Here is a 16,178-nt window from a genome sequence, read left to right as displayed (position 1 = left end):
ATTCTCCTTTACGCGAGGGCGCGTTCGGTTTCGATCTGCTCCAGCGACTTGCCGGAGGTGTCGGGCATGAACAGGTAGCCGACCAGCCCGCTGATCAGCAGGAACAGCGCGAGCAGCGCGGCGACCGGGCCGATCCCCGCCTCGGCGAGCACCGGCACGAAGAAGCTCCAGACGCCGAGGATGGCGCGAGCCACCCCGAAGGTGATGCCCTGCGCCGTGCCACGCAGCATCGTCGGGAACAGCTCCTGGCTGAACACCTTGTAGAAGGCCTCGCCGGCGAGCGCGCCGCCGACCGCGAACATCACCATGTTCGCGATGATCACCGGCACGGTGAACGGGAACACCAGGTACAGCACGAAAGCGACGAACTCGGTGACCGCGCCAGCCGCCCACATCACGCGGCGCGCGCGGTAGCCGCGATCCGCGAACCGCATGAACCCGGCGGCGGTGACGATCGCGGTGACCACGAAGCTGGAACACGACAGCGCCACGCTCGCCGCCTGCGTCCCGGCGTTGAGCGTCTTGATGATGTACGGGGTGAAGATCCCGGCGGTACCCGCGGCGAGGTTCCAGAACAGGTAGATCGTCGCGGTCCAGACGAGCGCCTTGAGGTGGGCGCCGGTGAACAGGCTCCGCAGCCGGTGCCGCACGGCGCTGTCCGAAGTGGACATCTCCGCCGCCGTCCGCCAGCGCGCGGACTCGGCCAGGTTGCGGCGCAGCGCCCAGGTCACCAGCGCGACCACGAGCAGATGCGCGAACACGATCCGGATGCCCAGCAGGCCGAGCGAGGACAGCGCGAGCGCGAGCAGCAGCACCACGATCGGCCCCACGCTCCACGCCACCTGGGTGAGCCCCAGCAGTTTGCCCCGCGCCTTCGCCGGGGAGAACTCGCCGACCAGTGCCAGCGACGTCGGGACGTCGGCGCCGACGGCGACGCCGACCACGAACGTGCCGATGAAGAGCATGGGCGCGTTGACCGACAGCGCGATGCACAGAATGCCCGCCGCGTAGACCAGCAGGTCGTACTTGTAGATCCGCTTACGGCCGAGCTTGTCGCCCAGCCTGCCACCGATCAGCGCGCCCACCGCGCAGCCCAGCGCGTTCGGCCCGATCGCCGCCAGCGCGCCCACCGCGCCGGCGGACAGTCCGAGATACGCCTGGAACAACGCCAGCCCCGCGCCGAGCGCGACGATCGACCCGGCGTCCAGATAGGACGCCATCCCGGCCAGGACGGTCCAGTTCCAGTGCCTGCGGCTGACCACCTCGCCGTCAGGGGCCGGAGTGACGCCGACTGCTTCGGGGGAAGTCATGGGATCTCCTAGTCGCCGTTGAGCTAGGCCTGATCATTTTTGAAACGTATCAATCGTCCGGTGCGCACGAGAGTAACCACTGTTTTCGCAGCGGACAAGGTGTACCCAGGTAACGATGAAACCTCTCCCGGGAAGCAGGAAGCGAACGGCGCCGAAGACACCGTCACATCATCGCGGCTCGTACCGCCGTGGCGGCCGGACTCGCGCGATCCGGGCACGCATCGTGGCCAGATCACCCTCGACGGCGCCGTGCGCGCGGGCCTGGACGAGCACGTTGCCCAGCGCCGTCGCCTCCACCGGACCGGCGAGCACCGGCAGGCCACACACGTCCGCCGTCAGCTGACACAGCAGGGCGTTGCGGGCGCCGCCACCGACGACGTGAACGACGTCGATGTCCTTGCCGGACAAGCGAACCGCGTCGGCCAGTGCGCGGCGGTAGGCCTCGGCGAGGCTGTCGAGCACACACCGGGTGAACTCCGGCGGGTCGCGGGGCACCGGCTGCCCGGTCTCCCGGCAGGTCGCCGCGATCCGGCCCGGCATATCGCCCGGCGGCAGGAAACGCGGATCATCGACGTCCACAATGGACTTTCTGCGCAGCCGTGAAGCCGCCTCCAGCAACGGTTCGACCTCGGCGATTCCCCAGACCCGCTGGCATTCCTGCAGCAACCACAGACCGGTCACGTTCCGCAGGTACCGGACGGTGCCGTCGACACCGAGTTCGTTGGTGAAGTTGGCTTTCCGGCTTTCCTCGGTGAGCACCGGCGCGGCCAGCTCGACGCCGACCAGCGACCAGGTGCCGGAAGAGATGTAGCCGAACCGGTCCGTGACCGCCGGGACCGCCGCGACCGCCGATGCCGTGTCATGGGACCCCACGGCGTACACCGGTGTCGAGCCGAGTTCCTCCCTCGTCGTCCCCGCCCGGTCGCCGGGCGACCGCAAGGGCGGGAACTTGCCGACGTCGATCTCCGCCCGCTCCGCCACCGCGGCCGCCCAGTTCCCGGTGCGCGGATCCAGTAGCGCGGTGGTGGACGCGTTGGTCCGCTCGGTGCCCAGCTCGCCGGTCAGCCAGTAGGTCAGCAGATCCGGGATGAGCACGATCCGCGCCGCCTCGGCGGCACGGCGGTCCGCGGCGAGCTGGAACACCGTGTTGAACGGCAGGAACTGGATCCCGGTGGCGGCGTAGAGGTCCGGCACCTTCGCCAGCACCGCGCCGGCGACGTGCTCGGTCCGGCGATCGCGATAGTGCACCGGATTGCCGAGCAGCACGCCGTCGTCGTCGAGCAGGCCGTAGTCGACCGCCCAGGAATCGATCCCGATCGCGTCGACGGGCTCCGCCGCACGCAGCCCTTCGAGGACCTCCCGGTACAGCGCCAGGATGTCCCAGTGCAGTGTTCCGCGGACCTCGACCGGGCGATTCGGGAACCGGTGCGCCTCGGTCGGTCCCAGCCCCCGCGTCAGGTCGCCGACCATCACCCTGCCGCTGGACGCGCCGAGATCGACCGCCGCGAACCTCATCGCAGGACCGTCATCGTAGAAACGCCGCCGCGACCCCGGCGTCCACCGGCACGTGCAGCCCGGTGGTGTGCGACAGTTCCTTGCCCACCAGCACGAACACGGCGTTCGCGACATGCTCGGGCAGCACCTCGCGTTTGAGGATCGTGCGCTGGGCGTAGAACGCGCCCAGTTCGGACTCCTCGACGCCGTACACCGCCGCACGTTGCGCGCCCCAGCCGCCGGCGAAGATCCCGGATCCGCGCACGACGCCGTCCGGGTTGACGCCGTTGACGCGGATGCCGTGCTCCCCCAGTTCCGCGGCCAGCAGCCGCACCTGATGGGCTTGATCCGCTTTGGCAGCCCCATAGGCGACATTGTTGGGCCCGGCGAACACCGAGTTCTTGCTGACGACGTAGACGAGATCGCCGCCGATGCCCTGGGCGACCATCGTCCTGGCCGCTTCCCTGGCGACGAGGAACGACCCGCGCGCCATCACGTCGTGCTGGACGTCCCAGTCCTTTGCGGACGTTTCGAGCAACGGTTTCGAGATGGACAGCCCCGCGTTGTTCACCACCAGGTCGACGCCGCCGAAAGCCAAGGCCGCCGCCGCGAACGCGTTCCTGACTTGATCCTCGTCGGTGACGTCCGTGGTGACCGCGATGGCTGTGCCCAGCTCTTCCGCGACACTGCTCGCGGCCTCGGCGTCGAGATCGGCGACGACGACGCAGGCGCCTTCGGCCGCGAGCCGCCGGGCGATCGCCTTGCCGATGCCCGAACCGGCGCCGGTGACCAGCGCGACCCGGCCGGTCAGCGGTTTCGGGGCGGGACGGCGGCGAAGTTTGGCCTCCTCCAGCGCCCAGTACTCGATGCGGAACTTCTCGCGCTCGTCGATCGGCGCGTACGTCGACACCGCTTCCGCGCCACGCATGACGTTGATCGCGTTGAGGTAGAACTCCCCCGCGACCCGCGCCGTCTGCGCGTCGGCGCCGAAGGAGAACATCCCGACGCCGGGCACCAGCACGATCGCCGGATCGGCGCCTCGCATCGGCGGCGAGTCCGCCTCGGCGTAGCGCTCGTAGTAGGCGCGGTAGTCCTCGCGATAACGCTCGTGCAGCTCCTTCAACCGCGTGATCGCCTCGTCCAGTGGCGCGGTGGGCGGCAGATCGAGGACGAGCGGGCGGACTTTAGTGCGCAGGAAGTGGTCGGGGCACGACGTGCCGAGCGCGGCCAGGCGCGGATGTTCCGAGCGGGCAAGGAAATCGAGGATCGGCTCGGTGTCGGCGAAGTACCCGATCTGCCGCCGGTCGGTGGACGCGAGCCCGCGCAGGACCGGGGCGAGCTCGGCGGCACGTCCCCGGCGTTCAGCCTCCGGGAGCGCGCCGTAGCCGTCGAGTTCCGGCCCGAACGGCTCCGGTTTTCCGTGCTCCGCCAGGAATTCCGCGGCGGTGCGGATGATTTCGAGCGAGCGGGCCTCGGCCTCGTCGCTGGTTTCGCCCCAGGCGGTGATGCCGTGGCCGCCGAGGACACAGCCGATCACCTGCGGATTCCCGGCCTTGACGCGGGCGATGTCCAGGCCCAGCTGGAAACCCGGCCGCCGCCAGGGCACCCAGACGACGCGATCGCCGAAGCACTGTTCGGTGAGCTTCTCGCCGTCAGCGGCGGTGGCGAGCGCGATCCCGGAGTCCGGATGCAGGTGATCGACGTGCGGCGCGTCGACGAGCGCGTGCATCGCGGTGTCGATCGACGGCGCCGCGCCACCCTTGCCATGTAAGCAGTAGTCGAACGCGGCGACCATTTCGTCCTCACGCTCGACGCCAGGATAGACGTCCGGCAGCGCGCGCAGCCGGTCCAGCCGCAGCACCGCCAGCCCGGCCTCGGTGAGCGTCCCGAGATCTCCCCCGGATCCCTTGACCCACAACAATTCCACGGGTCGCGCGGTCACCGGGTCGACCGCGGACCCCTTCGCCGAGGTGTTGCCTCCGGCGTAGTTCGTGTTGGCCGGGTCGGCGCCGAGCCGGTGCGAGCGGGCGAGCAGTTCTTCGACAGGCCTCGGTGTCACGCGCCCCACCCCGCCTGGTTCCCGCCGACGCGGTTCGCGGCGATGCGCTCGCCGTACCCGGACCGCCGGTAGGCCGCCACCGGATCCGGGTCGAGGCCCTGCTCCGACCGCAGTTCGGCGAGCATCGGCCGGACGTCGGTGTGGTAGGCGTCCATGAACACGTCGTGCGCGGCGAGCACGTCACCCGAGTACTGCGCGGCGGTGAGCGCGTCGCGGTCGATCAGCAGCGCCTTGGCGGTGGCCTCCTGGACATTGCACACCGAGCGGATCTGGGCGGGGATCTTGGCCTCGATATTGTGGCACTGGTCGAGCATGAAGGCGACGCCGGTCTCCGGGTCGAGCCCGCCGCCGCGGGCCACCTCGGCCATGATCCGGAACAGCTGGAACGGGTCGGCGGCCCCGACCATGAGATCGTCGTCGGCGTAGAAACGGGAGTTGAAGTCGAACGCGCCGAGCTTGCCGTCGCGCAGCAGCACCGCGACGATGAACTCGATGTTGGTGCCCGGCGCGTGGTGCCCGGTGTCGACGCAGACCTGCGCGCGGTCGCCGAGCCGCAGGCAGTGCGCGTACGCGGTGCCCCAGTCGGGGACGTCGGTGGTGTAGAAGGCGGGCTCGAACAGCTTGTATTCCAGCAGGAGCCGCTGATGCGCGCCGAGCCGTTCGTAGACCGCGGCGAGCGCCTCGGCGAGGCGGTCCTGACGCGTGCGGATATCGTCCTGGCCCGGATAGTTGGTGCCGTCGGCGACCCAGAGCTTGAGATCGCGCGAGCCCGTCCGGTCCATGATGTCGACGCAGTCGAGCAGGTGGTCGAGCGCCTTCCGCCGGATCACCCGGTCCGGGTTCGCGACACTGCCGAGTTTGTAGTCGTCGTCCTGGAACACGTTCGCGTTGACGGTGCCGAGGCGGATTCCGGCGGACTCGGCGTATTTCGCGAGCCTGCCGTAGTCGTCGGCGCGGTCCCACGGGATGTGCAGTGCCACGGTCGGCGCGACCCCGGTGAAGGCGTGCACCTGGGCGGCGTCGTCGATCTTCTCCTCCACGGTCCGCGGCACGCCGGGCTGTGTGAACACCTTGAACCGCGTGCCCGAGTTGCCGTACGCCCACGAAGGGGTCTCGATCCGTTGTCCCCGTAGCCGTTCCTTCACCACCGTCGCCGGTACCACCATGGTCCGCTCACCCCGGTCTTCGTGTTTTGAAACGTTTCACTCGCATGGTAGGCTCGCGCTCTCCTCCAGAGCAAGGGGCCAGATGGTCGGAATCAAGGATGTCGCGAAACGCGCGGGCGTCTCGATCGGCACGGTGTCCAATGTGGTCAATCGGCCCGAGGTCGTCTCGGCGGCCACCCGCAACCGGGTGCTCTCGGTCATCGAGGAACTGGGCTACGTCCGCGACGAATCGGCGCGGCAGCTGCGCGCCGGGCGCAGCCGCATCATGGCGCTGGTGGTGCTGGACCTGGGCAACCCGTTCTTCGTCGACGTGGCACGCGGGGCCGAGGAGGCCGCGCATGCCCACGGGCTCAACATCATCACGTGCAACAGCGGCCAGCGGACCGAGCTGGAGGCCTCCTACCTCGCGATGCTCGCGGAACAACGCGTCCGCGGTGTCCTGCTGAGCCCGGTCGACACCTCCGGCGAGGCATTGCAGGCCTTCCGGCGCAGTGGAATCCCCTACGTGTTGGTGGACCGCAAGGTGCCCGCCGACGAGGCCAGCTCGGTGTCGGTCGACGACGTCGCGGGCGGCGCCCTGGCGGGACGTCACCTCGCCGAAACCGGACATCGGCGGATCGCGTTCGTCAACGGACCGACGTTTCTGGCCCAGTGCCGGGACCGGGAGGCCGGACTCCGGTCCGCTTTGGACGGTGCTTCGGTTTCCCTGTCGGTGCTGGAGGCATCCGGCCTGGACTTCGCCTCCGGCCGGGACGCCGGGGCGCGGCTGCTCGGGATGAGCCCCCGGCCGACGGCGGTGTTCTGCGCCAACGACCTCCTGGCGCTGGGGGTGCTCCAGGCGATGGTCGGGGCCGGGGTCAAGGTCCCCGGAGAGATGGCGATCGTCGGCTACGACGACATCGAGTTCGCCGGAGCGGCGGCGGTGCCGCTGACGTCGGTGCGGCAGCCCGCGCGCCGCCTGGGACGCACCGCCGCCGAACTACTGCTCGCGGAGACCTCCGACGGCGCGTCGGTGGAGCACCAGGGCGTGGTCTTCGCCCCGGAACTGGTCGTCCGCGAATCCACCCGCATCCGCCTCTGAGCACGCCGGCGGTGGGTGCGCGGGTTCCGATGTGCTGAAGGACGCCTTCGGTGCACTCGATGCGCTGAAGGCGCCCTTCAGCACGGCCAACGCACTGAATGCGTCCTTCAGCACCCGGCGGGGTGCGCCAGTCCGCCACCGCGATGTCGCGAGCGCTCCGTTGGAGACGTTGAGCGTCCCGAACGCGTCGTTCAGGACACCGGCCCACCAGAAGAGGTCGCCATGCCCATGTCGCGAACGCTCCGTTCGCGACAGGCGAGGCCACCGCACGAAGCCCCCGCCGCCACGACGAGCCCCACACACACCCCAAAAGCCACACCTTCCCAGACCCGCCGAGCGCCGTGAAGGACCCCTTCACAGCGCTCAGCGCCGGTAAGGACCCCTTCACGGCACCACACTCCACGAAGGACATCCGGCGCGTGGGCGGTGGCCCGGGCTGGTTCCCGGATGACGTGCCGGGTCGGGGCACGGCACGTCACCCAGGCGTCTCAGCCGCTCTGCGCGGAATCGCCGAGGGCGAGGGCGACGGCGCCCAGCAGCGCCGCGTCCTGGTCGAACCGGGCGGCCACCAGTTCCGGCGGGAACGGCGCGGCGTGGGTGAGGCGGTCGCGCAGGGCGGGCAGCAGCAGATCCGCCGAGCGGACCAGGCCGCCGCCGACCGCGATCCGCTGCGGGTCGAGCGCGATGGCCAGGTTGGCGACGTGCATGGACAGCTCGTCCAGTGCCGCCGTCACCAGTTCCTTGGCCTCCGTGTTCTCCCTGGCCAGCCCGAACAGCTCGCCCGCGGTGACCGGACGGCCGAGCAGGATGCTCGCCCGGCCGCCCAGCCCGCGTCCACCGACGGCTTCCTCCAGCGGCGCCGCTCCGCCGGCGAAACCCTCGGTGTCCTGCGGCGAGAGCAGGTTGTACCCGATCTCGCCCGCAGCCCCGTTGGCGCCGGTCAGCAACCGGCCGCCGACCAGTACCGCCGCGGCGATCCCGGTCCCCAGCGAGAGGAACACGGCCGGGTCGGCCCCGGCCAGCGCTCCCCACTTCCACTCCGCCAGCGCCGCCGCCTTCGCGTCCGTGCCGACCGCGATCGGCACCCCGGTGAACTCGGCGGCCACCAGCTCACGCAGGTGCAGCCGTTCCCAGCCCGGCACGTTCGGCGCGAGCAGGATCTCCTCCGGCAGCACGATTCCCGGGCTGACGACACCGATCGCGGTGATCCGGTCCGTCGCGCCCTCGTCGGCCAGCAGGCTCTTCGCCCCGGCGAGCGCGCGCGTCACCACCTGATCGGCCCCCGCCTCCGCGTCGGTGTCCAGCCGGCGCGTGGCCAGCAGGGTCCCGTCCCGGTCGGCAAGCCCCAGCGCCACTTTCGTGCCGCCGAAGTCGATCCCGAGAATCAAGTCCGCGCCTGTCACTCCCTGGTCCCCTCGATCCGCGGCGCCAGCGCCGCGCCCTGTTCGTCATGATGGCCGGAACCGCCCGCGCCGACCACGATCCGGCCTGTGTTGAACCCGTCGACGCTGACCACCGGCACCGCGCCCTTGAGATCGGCCGCCTTGTAGGTCACCGTCAGCGTCTGCGACTGGCCCGGCCACAACGTGATGTCGTTGTCGTCCCACGTCGCCCGCGCCAGCTGGTTGTCGCCGGACGCCTCGTGCCCGTCCGCCGTCCCGCGGCGCACGTCGGCCCGCAGGAAGAACCCGACCGCCGGGGTCTTCGACGTGTTGGTGACGGTGACCGTGGTGACGGTGTCGTCCCCGTTCGGGCCCGGCGCGGCCTTCGTCACGGCCTTCGCGCTCACCTGCGACTTCGGCAGGTCCTGCAACGCCTGCAGGTTGGCGTACTGGCTCATCGTCGCCTGCGGCTGCGCGTCGTTCGGGCCTTCGAGGGTCTTGGCCCAGTCCACCACGTCCTTCTGGGTGGACATCCAGTACACGTTCCGGTCGACGACCTTCCCGCCCTGCTTGACCTGCAGCTCCACGAAGTACGTCTGCGCCTTCGCCGGTGGCTTGGTCTCGGCGGGGACCTTCGGCTTGAGGACGCCGGTCTTCACGGCCTGGCTGCCCAGCGAGATCCCGTCCGCGGTCTGGTCGTCGAGCACCTTGCCCGCGGTGTCGTACACCTTGGCCTGCACCGAAACGCCGCCCTGGTGGCCCGTGCCCAGGTTGTCCACGGTCACCGTGCCGGTGTCGTAGCCGTACAGCGCGTGCAGCGGCTTGTTCGCCTTCTTGGCGCCGTAGAACGAACCGGCCTGGTCACCGTCGTTGTTGTACAGCGACCAGAGCAGCGTCGGCCAGCCCTTGTTCAGCTGCCAGTACACGACACCGGTCGCCGGGTTCTTCTTGTCCGTCGAGTGGTGCAGGAACGACTCGAACTGCGAGCGGGTGTTCTCGTAGTTCGCCAGCTGGGCGAGCTTCACGTACGACTCGAGCGAGTCCCACTTGCCGTACCGCTCGGTGATCGACTTGTCCAAAGTGTACAGAGTGCCGAAGGCGTAGCCGCCGTGCCCGGATTCGAAGTTGGCGTGGTACTGGTTGTATTCCGGATCGGTCCACAGTTTCCGTTGTTCCTCGGGCGAGAGGAACCGCTTCAACGAGTCCAAAGTGGGCACCGTGTGCCCGGCGCTCTGCTCGCTGGCGAAACCCCACGCGCCACCGGCGTTGGTGCGGCTCTTGTCCTTCTTCGAGTAGTTCGTGGAGTACCAGTAGGTCGGCGGGACCCAGTCGTACGGTCCTTCCTTCTCCCCGGACACCCCGAGCGTCGGCGTGCTCTTGTATTCCGCGGACGCCACCAGCGGGACGTCGAAGTCCGACTCCTTGAACGCCTTCAGCGTCTCGCTTTCCTGGCGCGGCACCGGTTCGTTGTCGCTCCAGCCGTAGTTGAAGACGCTGGGGTGGTTCCGTTCCATCTGCCCGATCGTGTAAGCCGAATCGTGCATGATCCGGTAGTCGCGGTCGGTCAGCTTCGCCGCGTCCTCCGGCTGCCACGCGTCACAGCACAGGAACCCGCCGATGATCAGCAGCCCGGCGCGGTCGGCCTGGTCGTAGAAGTCCTGCGGCATGTCGTGGCCTTCGAGCCGGATGCCGTTGAGGCCGAGGTTCTTGATCAGCGCGATCTGGTGCGCCGCGTCGGCCTTGTCGTAACGCAGGAACAGGTCCGGCGCGTACCCGCCACCGCGGAACACGAAGTCCTTGCCGTTGATCCCGAACTGACGCGCGCCCTGCGGCAGTTGCGGGGACTTGCCGACCAACCGCGAATTCACCGTGCGGATACCGAAGGTGCTCTGCGACGACGTCGAGACCACGCCGTCCTGGGAGACCGAAGTGGACAGTCCGTACAGGGGCTGTTCCCCCATCGAGTAAGGCCACCACAGCTTCGGTTTGCTGATCTTCAGCGCGCCGAACTTCGCCGGAGTGAACGTCACGGTCTGCTTCGAGTTCGCCGGCACCTTCACGGTCTGCTTGACGACGATCGGCGCTCCCCCACCGGCGGGCGGCGTGACGGTCGCGGACACGTCACCAGTCTGCGCGGCAGGCGAGTTGTTGGTGACGTCGACCTTCACCGTCAGCGACGAACTGCTCATGTCGGCGGCGTTCGCCTGGACGACGTGGGCGTTGTCACCGGTGAGCGCGTCGGAGATCTGCAACTGGGGAGCGAACTGGATGCCGGTGTTGTTGTCCGGCGGCAGCTGGCCCCAGTCGACCGTGTCGACGGTGTACATCGTCTTCGGGTCGTTCGGGTACACCTTGACCGCCAAGGTGTTCTTGCCCTGCCGCAGCAGCTTCGTGATGTCGAAGGTGTGCCCGGCGAAGGCACCGCTGACAAGGTCCTTGCCCGCCACCTGCGTGCCGTTGACCCAGACGTCGCCCTCACCGACGATGCCAGGGATGGTCAGCTTCGCGTTCTGCCCCTGCTTGAACGCGGGCGTGAAGTCGGTGCGGTACCACCACGGATCCTTGAACGGTGCCGTGGTGACGGGGCCGAGCTTGTCGATGTACCCGAAGCATTTACGCATGTTGTCCGCGTAGAACACATCCGGGCACTTGCCGTTTTGTACCAGCGCGTTGATCTCGGTGCCGGGCGCGCCTTCGTCATCGGGTTTCACCGGCAGCCAGCCCTGGGTCGCGTAGCCGGGCGTGGAGACCTTGTCCCCGCCGTCCTTGACGCTCGCCGTGGTGAGCACCTGCCAGCCTTCGGTGCCGATCTTGGCAGGCTGTTGCCTGACCGCGGCGACGGCGTCGCCCTGATCCTTGCCGGAGGTGTCGGCGGACGCCGGAGCGGCCACGGACAGCACCCCCGGCACCAGGATCAGCGCGGCGCAGGCCGCGACCCGTGCCTTGAATGTCCTTGTCATGCTTCGGTTCCCTTGTTCTCGGTGACACCGGCGGTGAGGAACGTTTCGCGGATCTCCTTGGGGCCGAACGGCCACGTCTTCTCCGCCCTGGCCCAGACCAGGAAGATCAGCAGGCCGAACACGACCCAGCCGATGGCGAGGTACTTGCTGAACGAATCGTTGGAGAAGACGAAGATGTAGAGCCAGCCGATGGCGGCGACGATCGTCGGGACGGGGTACAGCCATTGCCGGTACGGCCGTTTCAGCCCCGGTTGCCTGCGCCGCAGCACGACGATCGCGGCTACCTGCGAAAGCGACTGGAGCAGGATCAGGCAGGCCAGCGCCGCGTTGATCACCTCGGAGAGGGAGAACAGCGAGAACAGCGCTGTCAGGAAGCCCATGGTGATCACGCCGAGCGTCGGCATGTGCAGCTTGGGGTGCAGTTTGCCGAAGGCACGCAGGAACACCTTGTCCCGCGCCGCTTCGTACGGCACCCGTGAACCGCCGAGCAGCCCGGCGAACACCGAGCCGATCGCGGCGACGACGATGAGGATCGTGAGCGTCTTGGCGACACCCGAGCCCCACGCCTGTTCCAGCACCGTGGACGCGACCGACGTCGCGCTCTTCAGCTCTTCCAACGGGATCGAGCCGAGTACGCCGACCTGGAGCAGGAAGTAGAGGCTCATGATGCCGAGGATCGAGAACACGATCGCGCGCGGCAGTGTCTTACCCGGCGCGCGGACCTCGCCGCCGAGGTAGGCGGCGGTGTTGTAGCCGAGGTAGTCGTACACCGCGGTCAGCAGGCCGGAGGCGAGACCGGCCCAGAACGCGCCGCTCGGGAAGCTGAACGCGCCGGGGGTGAACGCGAACGCCTGGCCGGCGTCGAAGTGCGAGAACGCGGCCACGATGACGGCCAGCGCGGCGAACAGCATGACCACGAACAGCACCGTGGTCAGCTTGCCGATCTGGCCGATCTTGCGGAACAGCGCGAGGACGATGACGAGCACGATCGCGATGCCGACGATCTTGCCGAGCGGCGACACCCCGTTGCCCTCGACCACCGCCGGGAACAGGTAGCCCAGGTACTGGACGAGGCCGATGATGCCCGAGGACATGATCAGCGGGATGAACAGCACCGCGCTCCACACGAACAGGAACGGCATCATCCGGCCGGTCCGGTACTGGAACGCCTCACGCAGGTAGATGTAGGTGCCGCCGGCGCCGGGCATCGCCGCGCCGAGCTCGGCCCAGATCAGGCCGTCGGCCAGCGCGATGATCGCGCCGACGATCCAGCCGAACATCGCCTGCGGACCACCCAGCGCCGACACGACCAGCGGAATCGTGACGAACGGGCCGATCCCGCACATCTGTGTCATGTTGATGGCCGTGGCCTGCAGCGGGCCGATCCTGCGCTCGAGGCCGGCGGGCGGCGGTGGTGCCGCCGTCCCGGGGTCCCCCGGCCGGGTGGGTGAACTCACGTCGTGCCTCCGTCCGATAGTTAGTAAAGTTTCTTAACATAAATCATGCGGGTGAGGAAGACCTCACTTCGTAAAGTTGCGGCAATGCGAGAGACGAGGGGCGGGACTGACGTGGCCGACAAGGGGCCGCAGGTGGGGACGCCGGCCGGGATGCGCGAGCTGAACCAGCGCCTGGTGCTGGAAAGACTTCGCAAACAGGGCGCGGCGACACGACCGCGGATCGCCGGGGACACCGGTCTGTCGAAACCCACGGTCGGGCAGGCGCTGCTCGATCTCGAACAGCACGGGCTGGTGCGCGCGGCGGGGCACAGCGTGCCGGGCCCCGGCCGGGCCGCGGTGGTCTACCAGGCCGCGCCGGACGCCGGGCACGTCGTCGGCGTCGATATCGGCAGGCGCTCGATCCGGATCGCGGTGGCCGATCTGGAGGGCAGCATCGTCGCCCGGCTGGACGAGCCCAACCGCTGCCGTTCGGCGGGGGCGCTGATCAGGACCGTCCGCGACAGCGCGGCCAAGGCGGTGGCCGAAGCCGGGCTCTCCCCCGCCGACGTCGTGTCGACGGTCGTCGGTACCCCGGGCATCCCCGACCCGCGCACCGGCACCGTCCACCGCGCGCCGAACCTGCCCGGGTGGGAACGCAAGGGGCTGCTGCGCGAACTGGAATCCGCGCTCGGGCCGGATCTGGTGGTGGAGAACGACGCCAACCTCGCCGCGGTCGGCGAGCACGCGCTCGGCGCGGCACTGGGCGTGGACGTCCTGGTGTGCCTCACCGTCGGCACCGGCCTCGGCCTCGGCGTGCTGATCGGCGGCAAGCTGTTCCGCGGCGCGAACGGCGCGGCGGGCGAGATCGCCGACCTGCCCTACGGTCAGGATTCCACGGCACGAGCGCGGCGGCCCGGCCCGATGGAGGACGCCGCGGCCGGGCACGCCGTCGTCGCCGCGGCGCAGGCACGCGGTCTCGCCAAGGCTCGCAGCGCGAAGGACGTCTTCGCGCTCGCCCGCGCCAGGAACCCGGCCGCGCTGGAGGTGGTCGAGCAGGAGGCGGTCAAGCTGGCCTACGTCGTCGCCTCGGTGACGGCGGTGCTCGATCCCGGGCTGATCGTGCTCGGCGGCGGCATCGGCGGCAACGCCGATCTGCTCGCCGGGCCGATGCGCGAGGCGCTCGCCGCGACGACGCCGTTCGCCCCGGACATCGTGGCGGGTCAGCTCGGCGAGGACGCCGTGCTGGCCGGGGCGATCGCGACCGCGCTGGACACCGCGCGCGACCTCGTCTTCGACCGGCGCGAACAACGCCGCGCCGCGCGCGGGGCGTAGCACGGGAGATTTCACCCCGGCGTGCCGAGGAGGCGGTTGGCGCCCGGTTTCGGTGACCCCATAGGGTTTTCGCGGCTGCCACCCGGAGGTGAACCCGAAACGTGCCCGAGGTCGACTACTACGACGTGCTCGGCGTGGGCAGGACGGCGTCGCCCACGGAGATCAAGAGCGCCTACCGCAGGCTGGCCAAGACGATGCACCCCGACGCGGGCGGCACGGTCGGCACGTTCCGGATGCTCCGGGAGGCCTACGACACGCTGAGTGACCCCGCCCTGCGCGCCGGGTACGACGCGGGCGCCGCCGTGGCGCGCACGATCCGCGTTCCCGCGCGGCCCCGGCCGCGACGCCGGTTCGGCGAGGAGCCCGGGTTTGTCCCGGAAACCCCCGATCTCGCCCCGGAAGAGCTGGACTGGTGGGATTTCGCCGGTCAGGACGCCCGTGTCCGGCACGGCCGCCGTCGCGGGCCGGGACACACGCCGGTGGTCCTCGCGGTGGGCGGGATGGTGCTGGTCCTGCTCCCCCTGCTGACGGGGGTCGAGTTCTCGGCGCCGATGCTGATCGTGTGGCTGCTGCTGACCGCGGGCACCGCGGTGCTCATCGGTCACCTCGCCCGCGGCTACCTGCGGGTGTCCCGCGCGCGGGAGGCGTACGCCGAGGAGTTCGGCGGGCGGCTGGTGTTCGGCACGCCGGGCGGCGAACCGGACGAACTCGCCCAGCGGCTCACCGCCGACCTGCTCGCGCGGTACTTCACCCGGCTGCCCGGCGCGCGGATCTTCCACGGTCTCGCGTGGCCGGGATCGGTGTTCGCCGACGTCGACCACGCCGTGCTGTGCGGGAAACGGCTGGTGCTGATCGAGTCGAAGACGTGGCTGCCGGGGCACTACGAGACCGACGACGACGGACGGCTGCTGCGCAACGGCCGGACCTTCCTCGGCGGCGGCAGCAGGCTCGCCGAAAGCCTCGCCGCCTACCGCGACCTCCTGCCGGGGATCACCCTGCGCGGCGCGATGGTGGTCTATCCGAGCCGCTCCGGCGAGCTGACCACCGAGGACCCCGGTGACCTCCCCTCCCCGCCGATGACGCCGGAGGCGTTCCTGCACGAGATCGGCGCCTGGCTGTCGGCCGAACCGTCCACTGTGGACCATGAGGCGCTGCGCGCGGTGCGTGCCCAGGTGACCGGCGCGACTACTTCCCGGTGATGACGCCGACCGCGACGCCAAGCGTCGCGGTGTTGTAGAGGAACGCGAGCACGGTGTGCGCGAGCACCCGCCGCCGCACCTTCGTGGTCAGCGTTTCGACGTCCGAGACGGCGAAGGAAGTGCCGAGGGTGAACGAGAAGTAGACGAAGTCCGGGTAGGCAGGGCGTTCCGTGCCCGGGAAGTCCAGGATCCGCTCGGGCAGGGCGGCGTAGTAGTCGCGCGCGTACCGTTCCGCGTAGCCGAAGTGCAGGATCGCCCAGGCGAGCAGCACCGCGGGCACGGCGAAGACCTTCGCCGCCGTGGCCTCCTCGGCGGTGTCCCCGCCGACCACGATCGTCAGCGCCGCGCCGACGCCGGTGAAACTGGCGAACAACGTGAACAGCAGGGCGCTGCGGCGGTCGGGCAGATCCTTGAGCCATTCGCTGGGCTCCCCGGCCTGCCGTTTGCCCGCGCGGAGATGGCCGACGCGGATCGCCAGGTAGACGACGGCGAGCAGATCCCACAGCGCGAGGTAGAGCAGTTCGTCGTTCACGACCGCGATGACGATGCCCAGGATGACGAGCGAACCCTCGATGAACCTGGAGACCAGGCGCGAAATCTTGCGGAGCACGCTCGGAGAGTAGCCACGCTCCGGACCTCCCGCCTGTCGAAGCAGCCGGGTCCTGCACGTCGCGAACGCCTCTCGAACGTCGTGAAGGGGGCCTTCAACTCACTGAACGCAGTCTACGACCCCATAACGGAAGAACACTCAACACTCGG

General features: G+C 69.6%; 11 protein-coding genes. 3 read left to right on the top strand and 8 right to left on the bottom strand.

Features of this window, described 5'->3' with window-relative positions; genetic code table 11:
- Nucleotides 1-8: 8 nt before the first annotated feature.
- The 4 genes from ACFW0G_RS39660 to rhaI form a co-directional block, all read right to left on the bottom strand.
- On the bottom strand, nucleotides 9-1,310 hold the full coding sequence (locus tag ACFW0G_RS39660; RefSeq protein WP_378330677.1) for an MFS transporter: 1,302 nt from the start codon (nucleotides 1,308-1,310) through the stop codon (nucleotides 9-11).
- Nucleotides 1,311-1,478: 168 nt separating this feature from the next.
- Nucleotides 1,479-2,825, bottom strand: coding sequence for a rhamnulokinase family protein (locus ACFW0G_RS39655; protein ID WP_378330676.1), 1,347 nt, complete (start codon nucleotides 2,823-2,825; stop codon nucleotides 1,479-1,481).
- Between the two features lie 10 nt (nucleotides 2,826-2,835).
- Nucleotides 2,836-4,863, bottom strand: a complete 2,028-nt coding sequence (locus ACFW0G_RS39650; protein WP_378330675.1) for a bifunctional aldolase/short-chain dehydrogenase — start codon at nucleotides 4,861-4,863, stop codon at nucleotides 2,836-2,838.
- Nucleotides 4,860-6,029, bottom strand: coding sequence for an L-rhamnose isomerase (gene rhaI, locus ACFW0G_RS39645; protein WP_378330674.1), 1,170 nt, complete (start codon nucleotides 6,027-6,029; stop codon nucleotides 4,860-4,862). The genes ACFW0G_RS39650 and rhaI overlap by 4 nt, the downstream gene beginning before the upstream one ends.
- 82 nt (nucleotides 6,030-6,111) lie before the next feature.
- Here rhaI and ACFW0G_RS39640 point away from each other — a divergent pair, with 82 nt between their 5' ends.
- The gene (locus ACFW0G_RS39640; RefSeq protein ID WP_378330673.1) at nucleotides 6,112-7,110 is read left to right on the top strand and encodes a LacI family DNA-binding transcriptional regulator; all 999 of its coding nucleotides are present in this window, start codon (nucleotides 6,112-6,114) and stop codon (nucleotides 7,108-7,110) included.
- Between the two features lie 488 nt (nucleotides 7,111-7,598).
- Here ACFW0G_RS39640 and ACFW0G_RS39635 read toward each other — a convergent pair whose 3' ends face one another.
- Genes ACFW0G_RS39635 through ACFW0G_RS39625 form a run of 3 tightly spaced genes read right to left on the bottom strand, consistent with a single transcriptional unit; the run spans nucleotide 7,599 to nucleotide 12,909 of the window.
- On the bottom strand, nucleotides 7,599-8,513 hold the full coding sequence (locus tag ACFW0G_RS39635) for an ROK family protein (protein ID WP_378330672.1): 915 nt from the start codon (nucleotides 8,511-8,513) through the stop codon (nucleotides 7,599-7,601).
- On the bottom strand, nucleotides 8,510-11,452 hold the full coding sequence (locus ACFW0G_RS39630) for a beta-mannosidase (RefSeq protein ID WP_378330671.1): 2,943 nt from the start codon (nucleotides 11,450-11,452) through the stop codon (nucleotides 8,510-8,512). Before ACFW0G_RS39630 ends, ACFW0G_RS39635 begins: the two co-directional genes overlap by 4 nt.
- Nucleotides 11,449-12,909: an APC family permease gene (locus ACFW0G_RS39625; RefSeq protein WP_378330670.1), complete on the bottom strand. Its 1,461-nt coding sequence runs from the start codon at nucleotides 12,907-12,909 to the stop codon at nucleotides 11,449-11,451. The genes ACFW0G_RS39630 and ACFW0G_RS39625 overlap by 4 nt, the downstream gene beginning before the upstream one ends.
- Nucleotides 12,910-12,993: 84 nt before the next feature.
- Between ACFW0G_RS39625 and ACFW0G_RS39620 the strand changes: the two genes are divergently transcribed.
- Nucleotides 12,994-14,220: an ROK family protein gene (locus tag ACFW0G_RS39620; protein ID WP_378330669.1), complete on the top strand. Its 1,227-nt coding sequence runs from the start codon at nucleotides 12,994-12,996 to the stop codon at nucleotides 14,218-14,220.
- A 101-nt stretch (nucleotides 14,221-14,321) separates the two neighbouring features.
- A complete protein-coding gene (locus tag ACFW0G_RS39615) occupies nucleotides 14,322-15,419 on the top strand; it encodes a DnaJ domain-containing protein (protein ID WP_378330668.1) in 1,098 nt (365 codons plus the stop codon).
- On the opposite strand, the gene ACFW0G_RS39610 is transcribed toward ACFW0G_RS39615, so the two are convergent.
- Nucleotides 15,406-16,029, bottom strand: coding sequence for a DUF1345 domain-containing protein (locus tag ACFW0G_RS39610; RefSeq protein ID WP_378330667.1), 624 nt, complete (start codon nucleotides 16,027-16,029; stop codon nucleotides 15,406-15,408). The genes ACFW0G_RS39615 and ACFW0G_RS39610 overlap by 14 nt on opposite strands.
- Nucleotides 16,030-16,178: the final 149 nt, after the last annotated feature.

Source organism: Amycolatopsis sp. NPDC058986, assembly GCF_042741125.1.
Classification (GTDB): Bacteria; Actinomycetota; Actinomycetes; order Mycobacteriales; family Pseudonocardiaceae; genus Amycolatopsis.
Note: the sequence above shows the minus strand (reverse complement) of the source record. Positions and strands in the feature narration are given on the sequence as shown.

Excerpts from the sequence above, each read along its gene's own strand:
- ACFW0G_RS39660 (WP_378330677.1), bottom strand. The coding sequence starts at position 1,310 with ATGACTTCCCCCGAAGCAGTCGGCGTCACTCCGGCCCCTGACGGCGAG.
- ACFW0G_RS39655 (WP_378330676.1), bottom strand. The coding sequence starts at position 2,825 with ATGAGGTTCGCGGCGGTCGATCTCGGCGCGTCCAGCGGCAGGGTGATG.
- rhaI (WP_378330674.1), bottom strand. The coding sequence starts at position 6,029 with ATGGTGGTACCGGCGACGGTGGTGAAGGAACGGCTACGGGGACAACGG.
- ACFW0G_RS39640 (WP_378330673.1), top strand. The coding sequence starts at position 6,112 with ATGGTCGGAATCAAGGATGTCGCGAAACGCGCGGGCGTCTCGATCGGC.
- ACFW0G_RS39630 (WP_378330671.1), bottom strand. The coding sequence starts at position 11,452 with ATGACAAGGACATTCAAGGCACGGGTCGCGGCCTGCGCCGCGCTGATC.
- ACFW0G_RS39620 (WP_378330669.1), top strand. The coding sequence starts at position 12,994 with ATGCGAGAGACGAGGGGCGGGACTGACGTGGCCGACAAGGGGCCGCAG.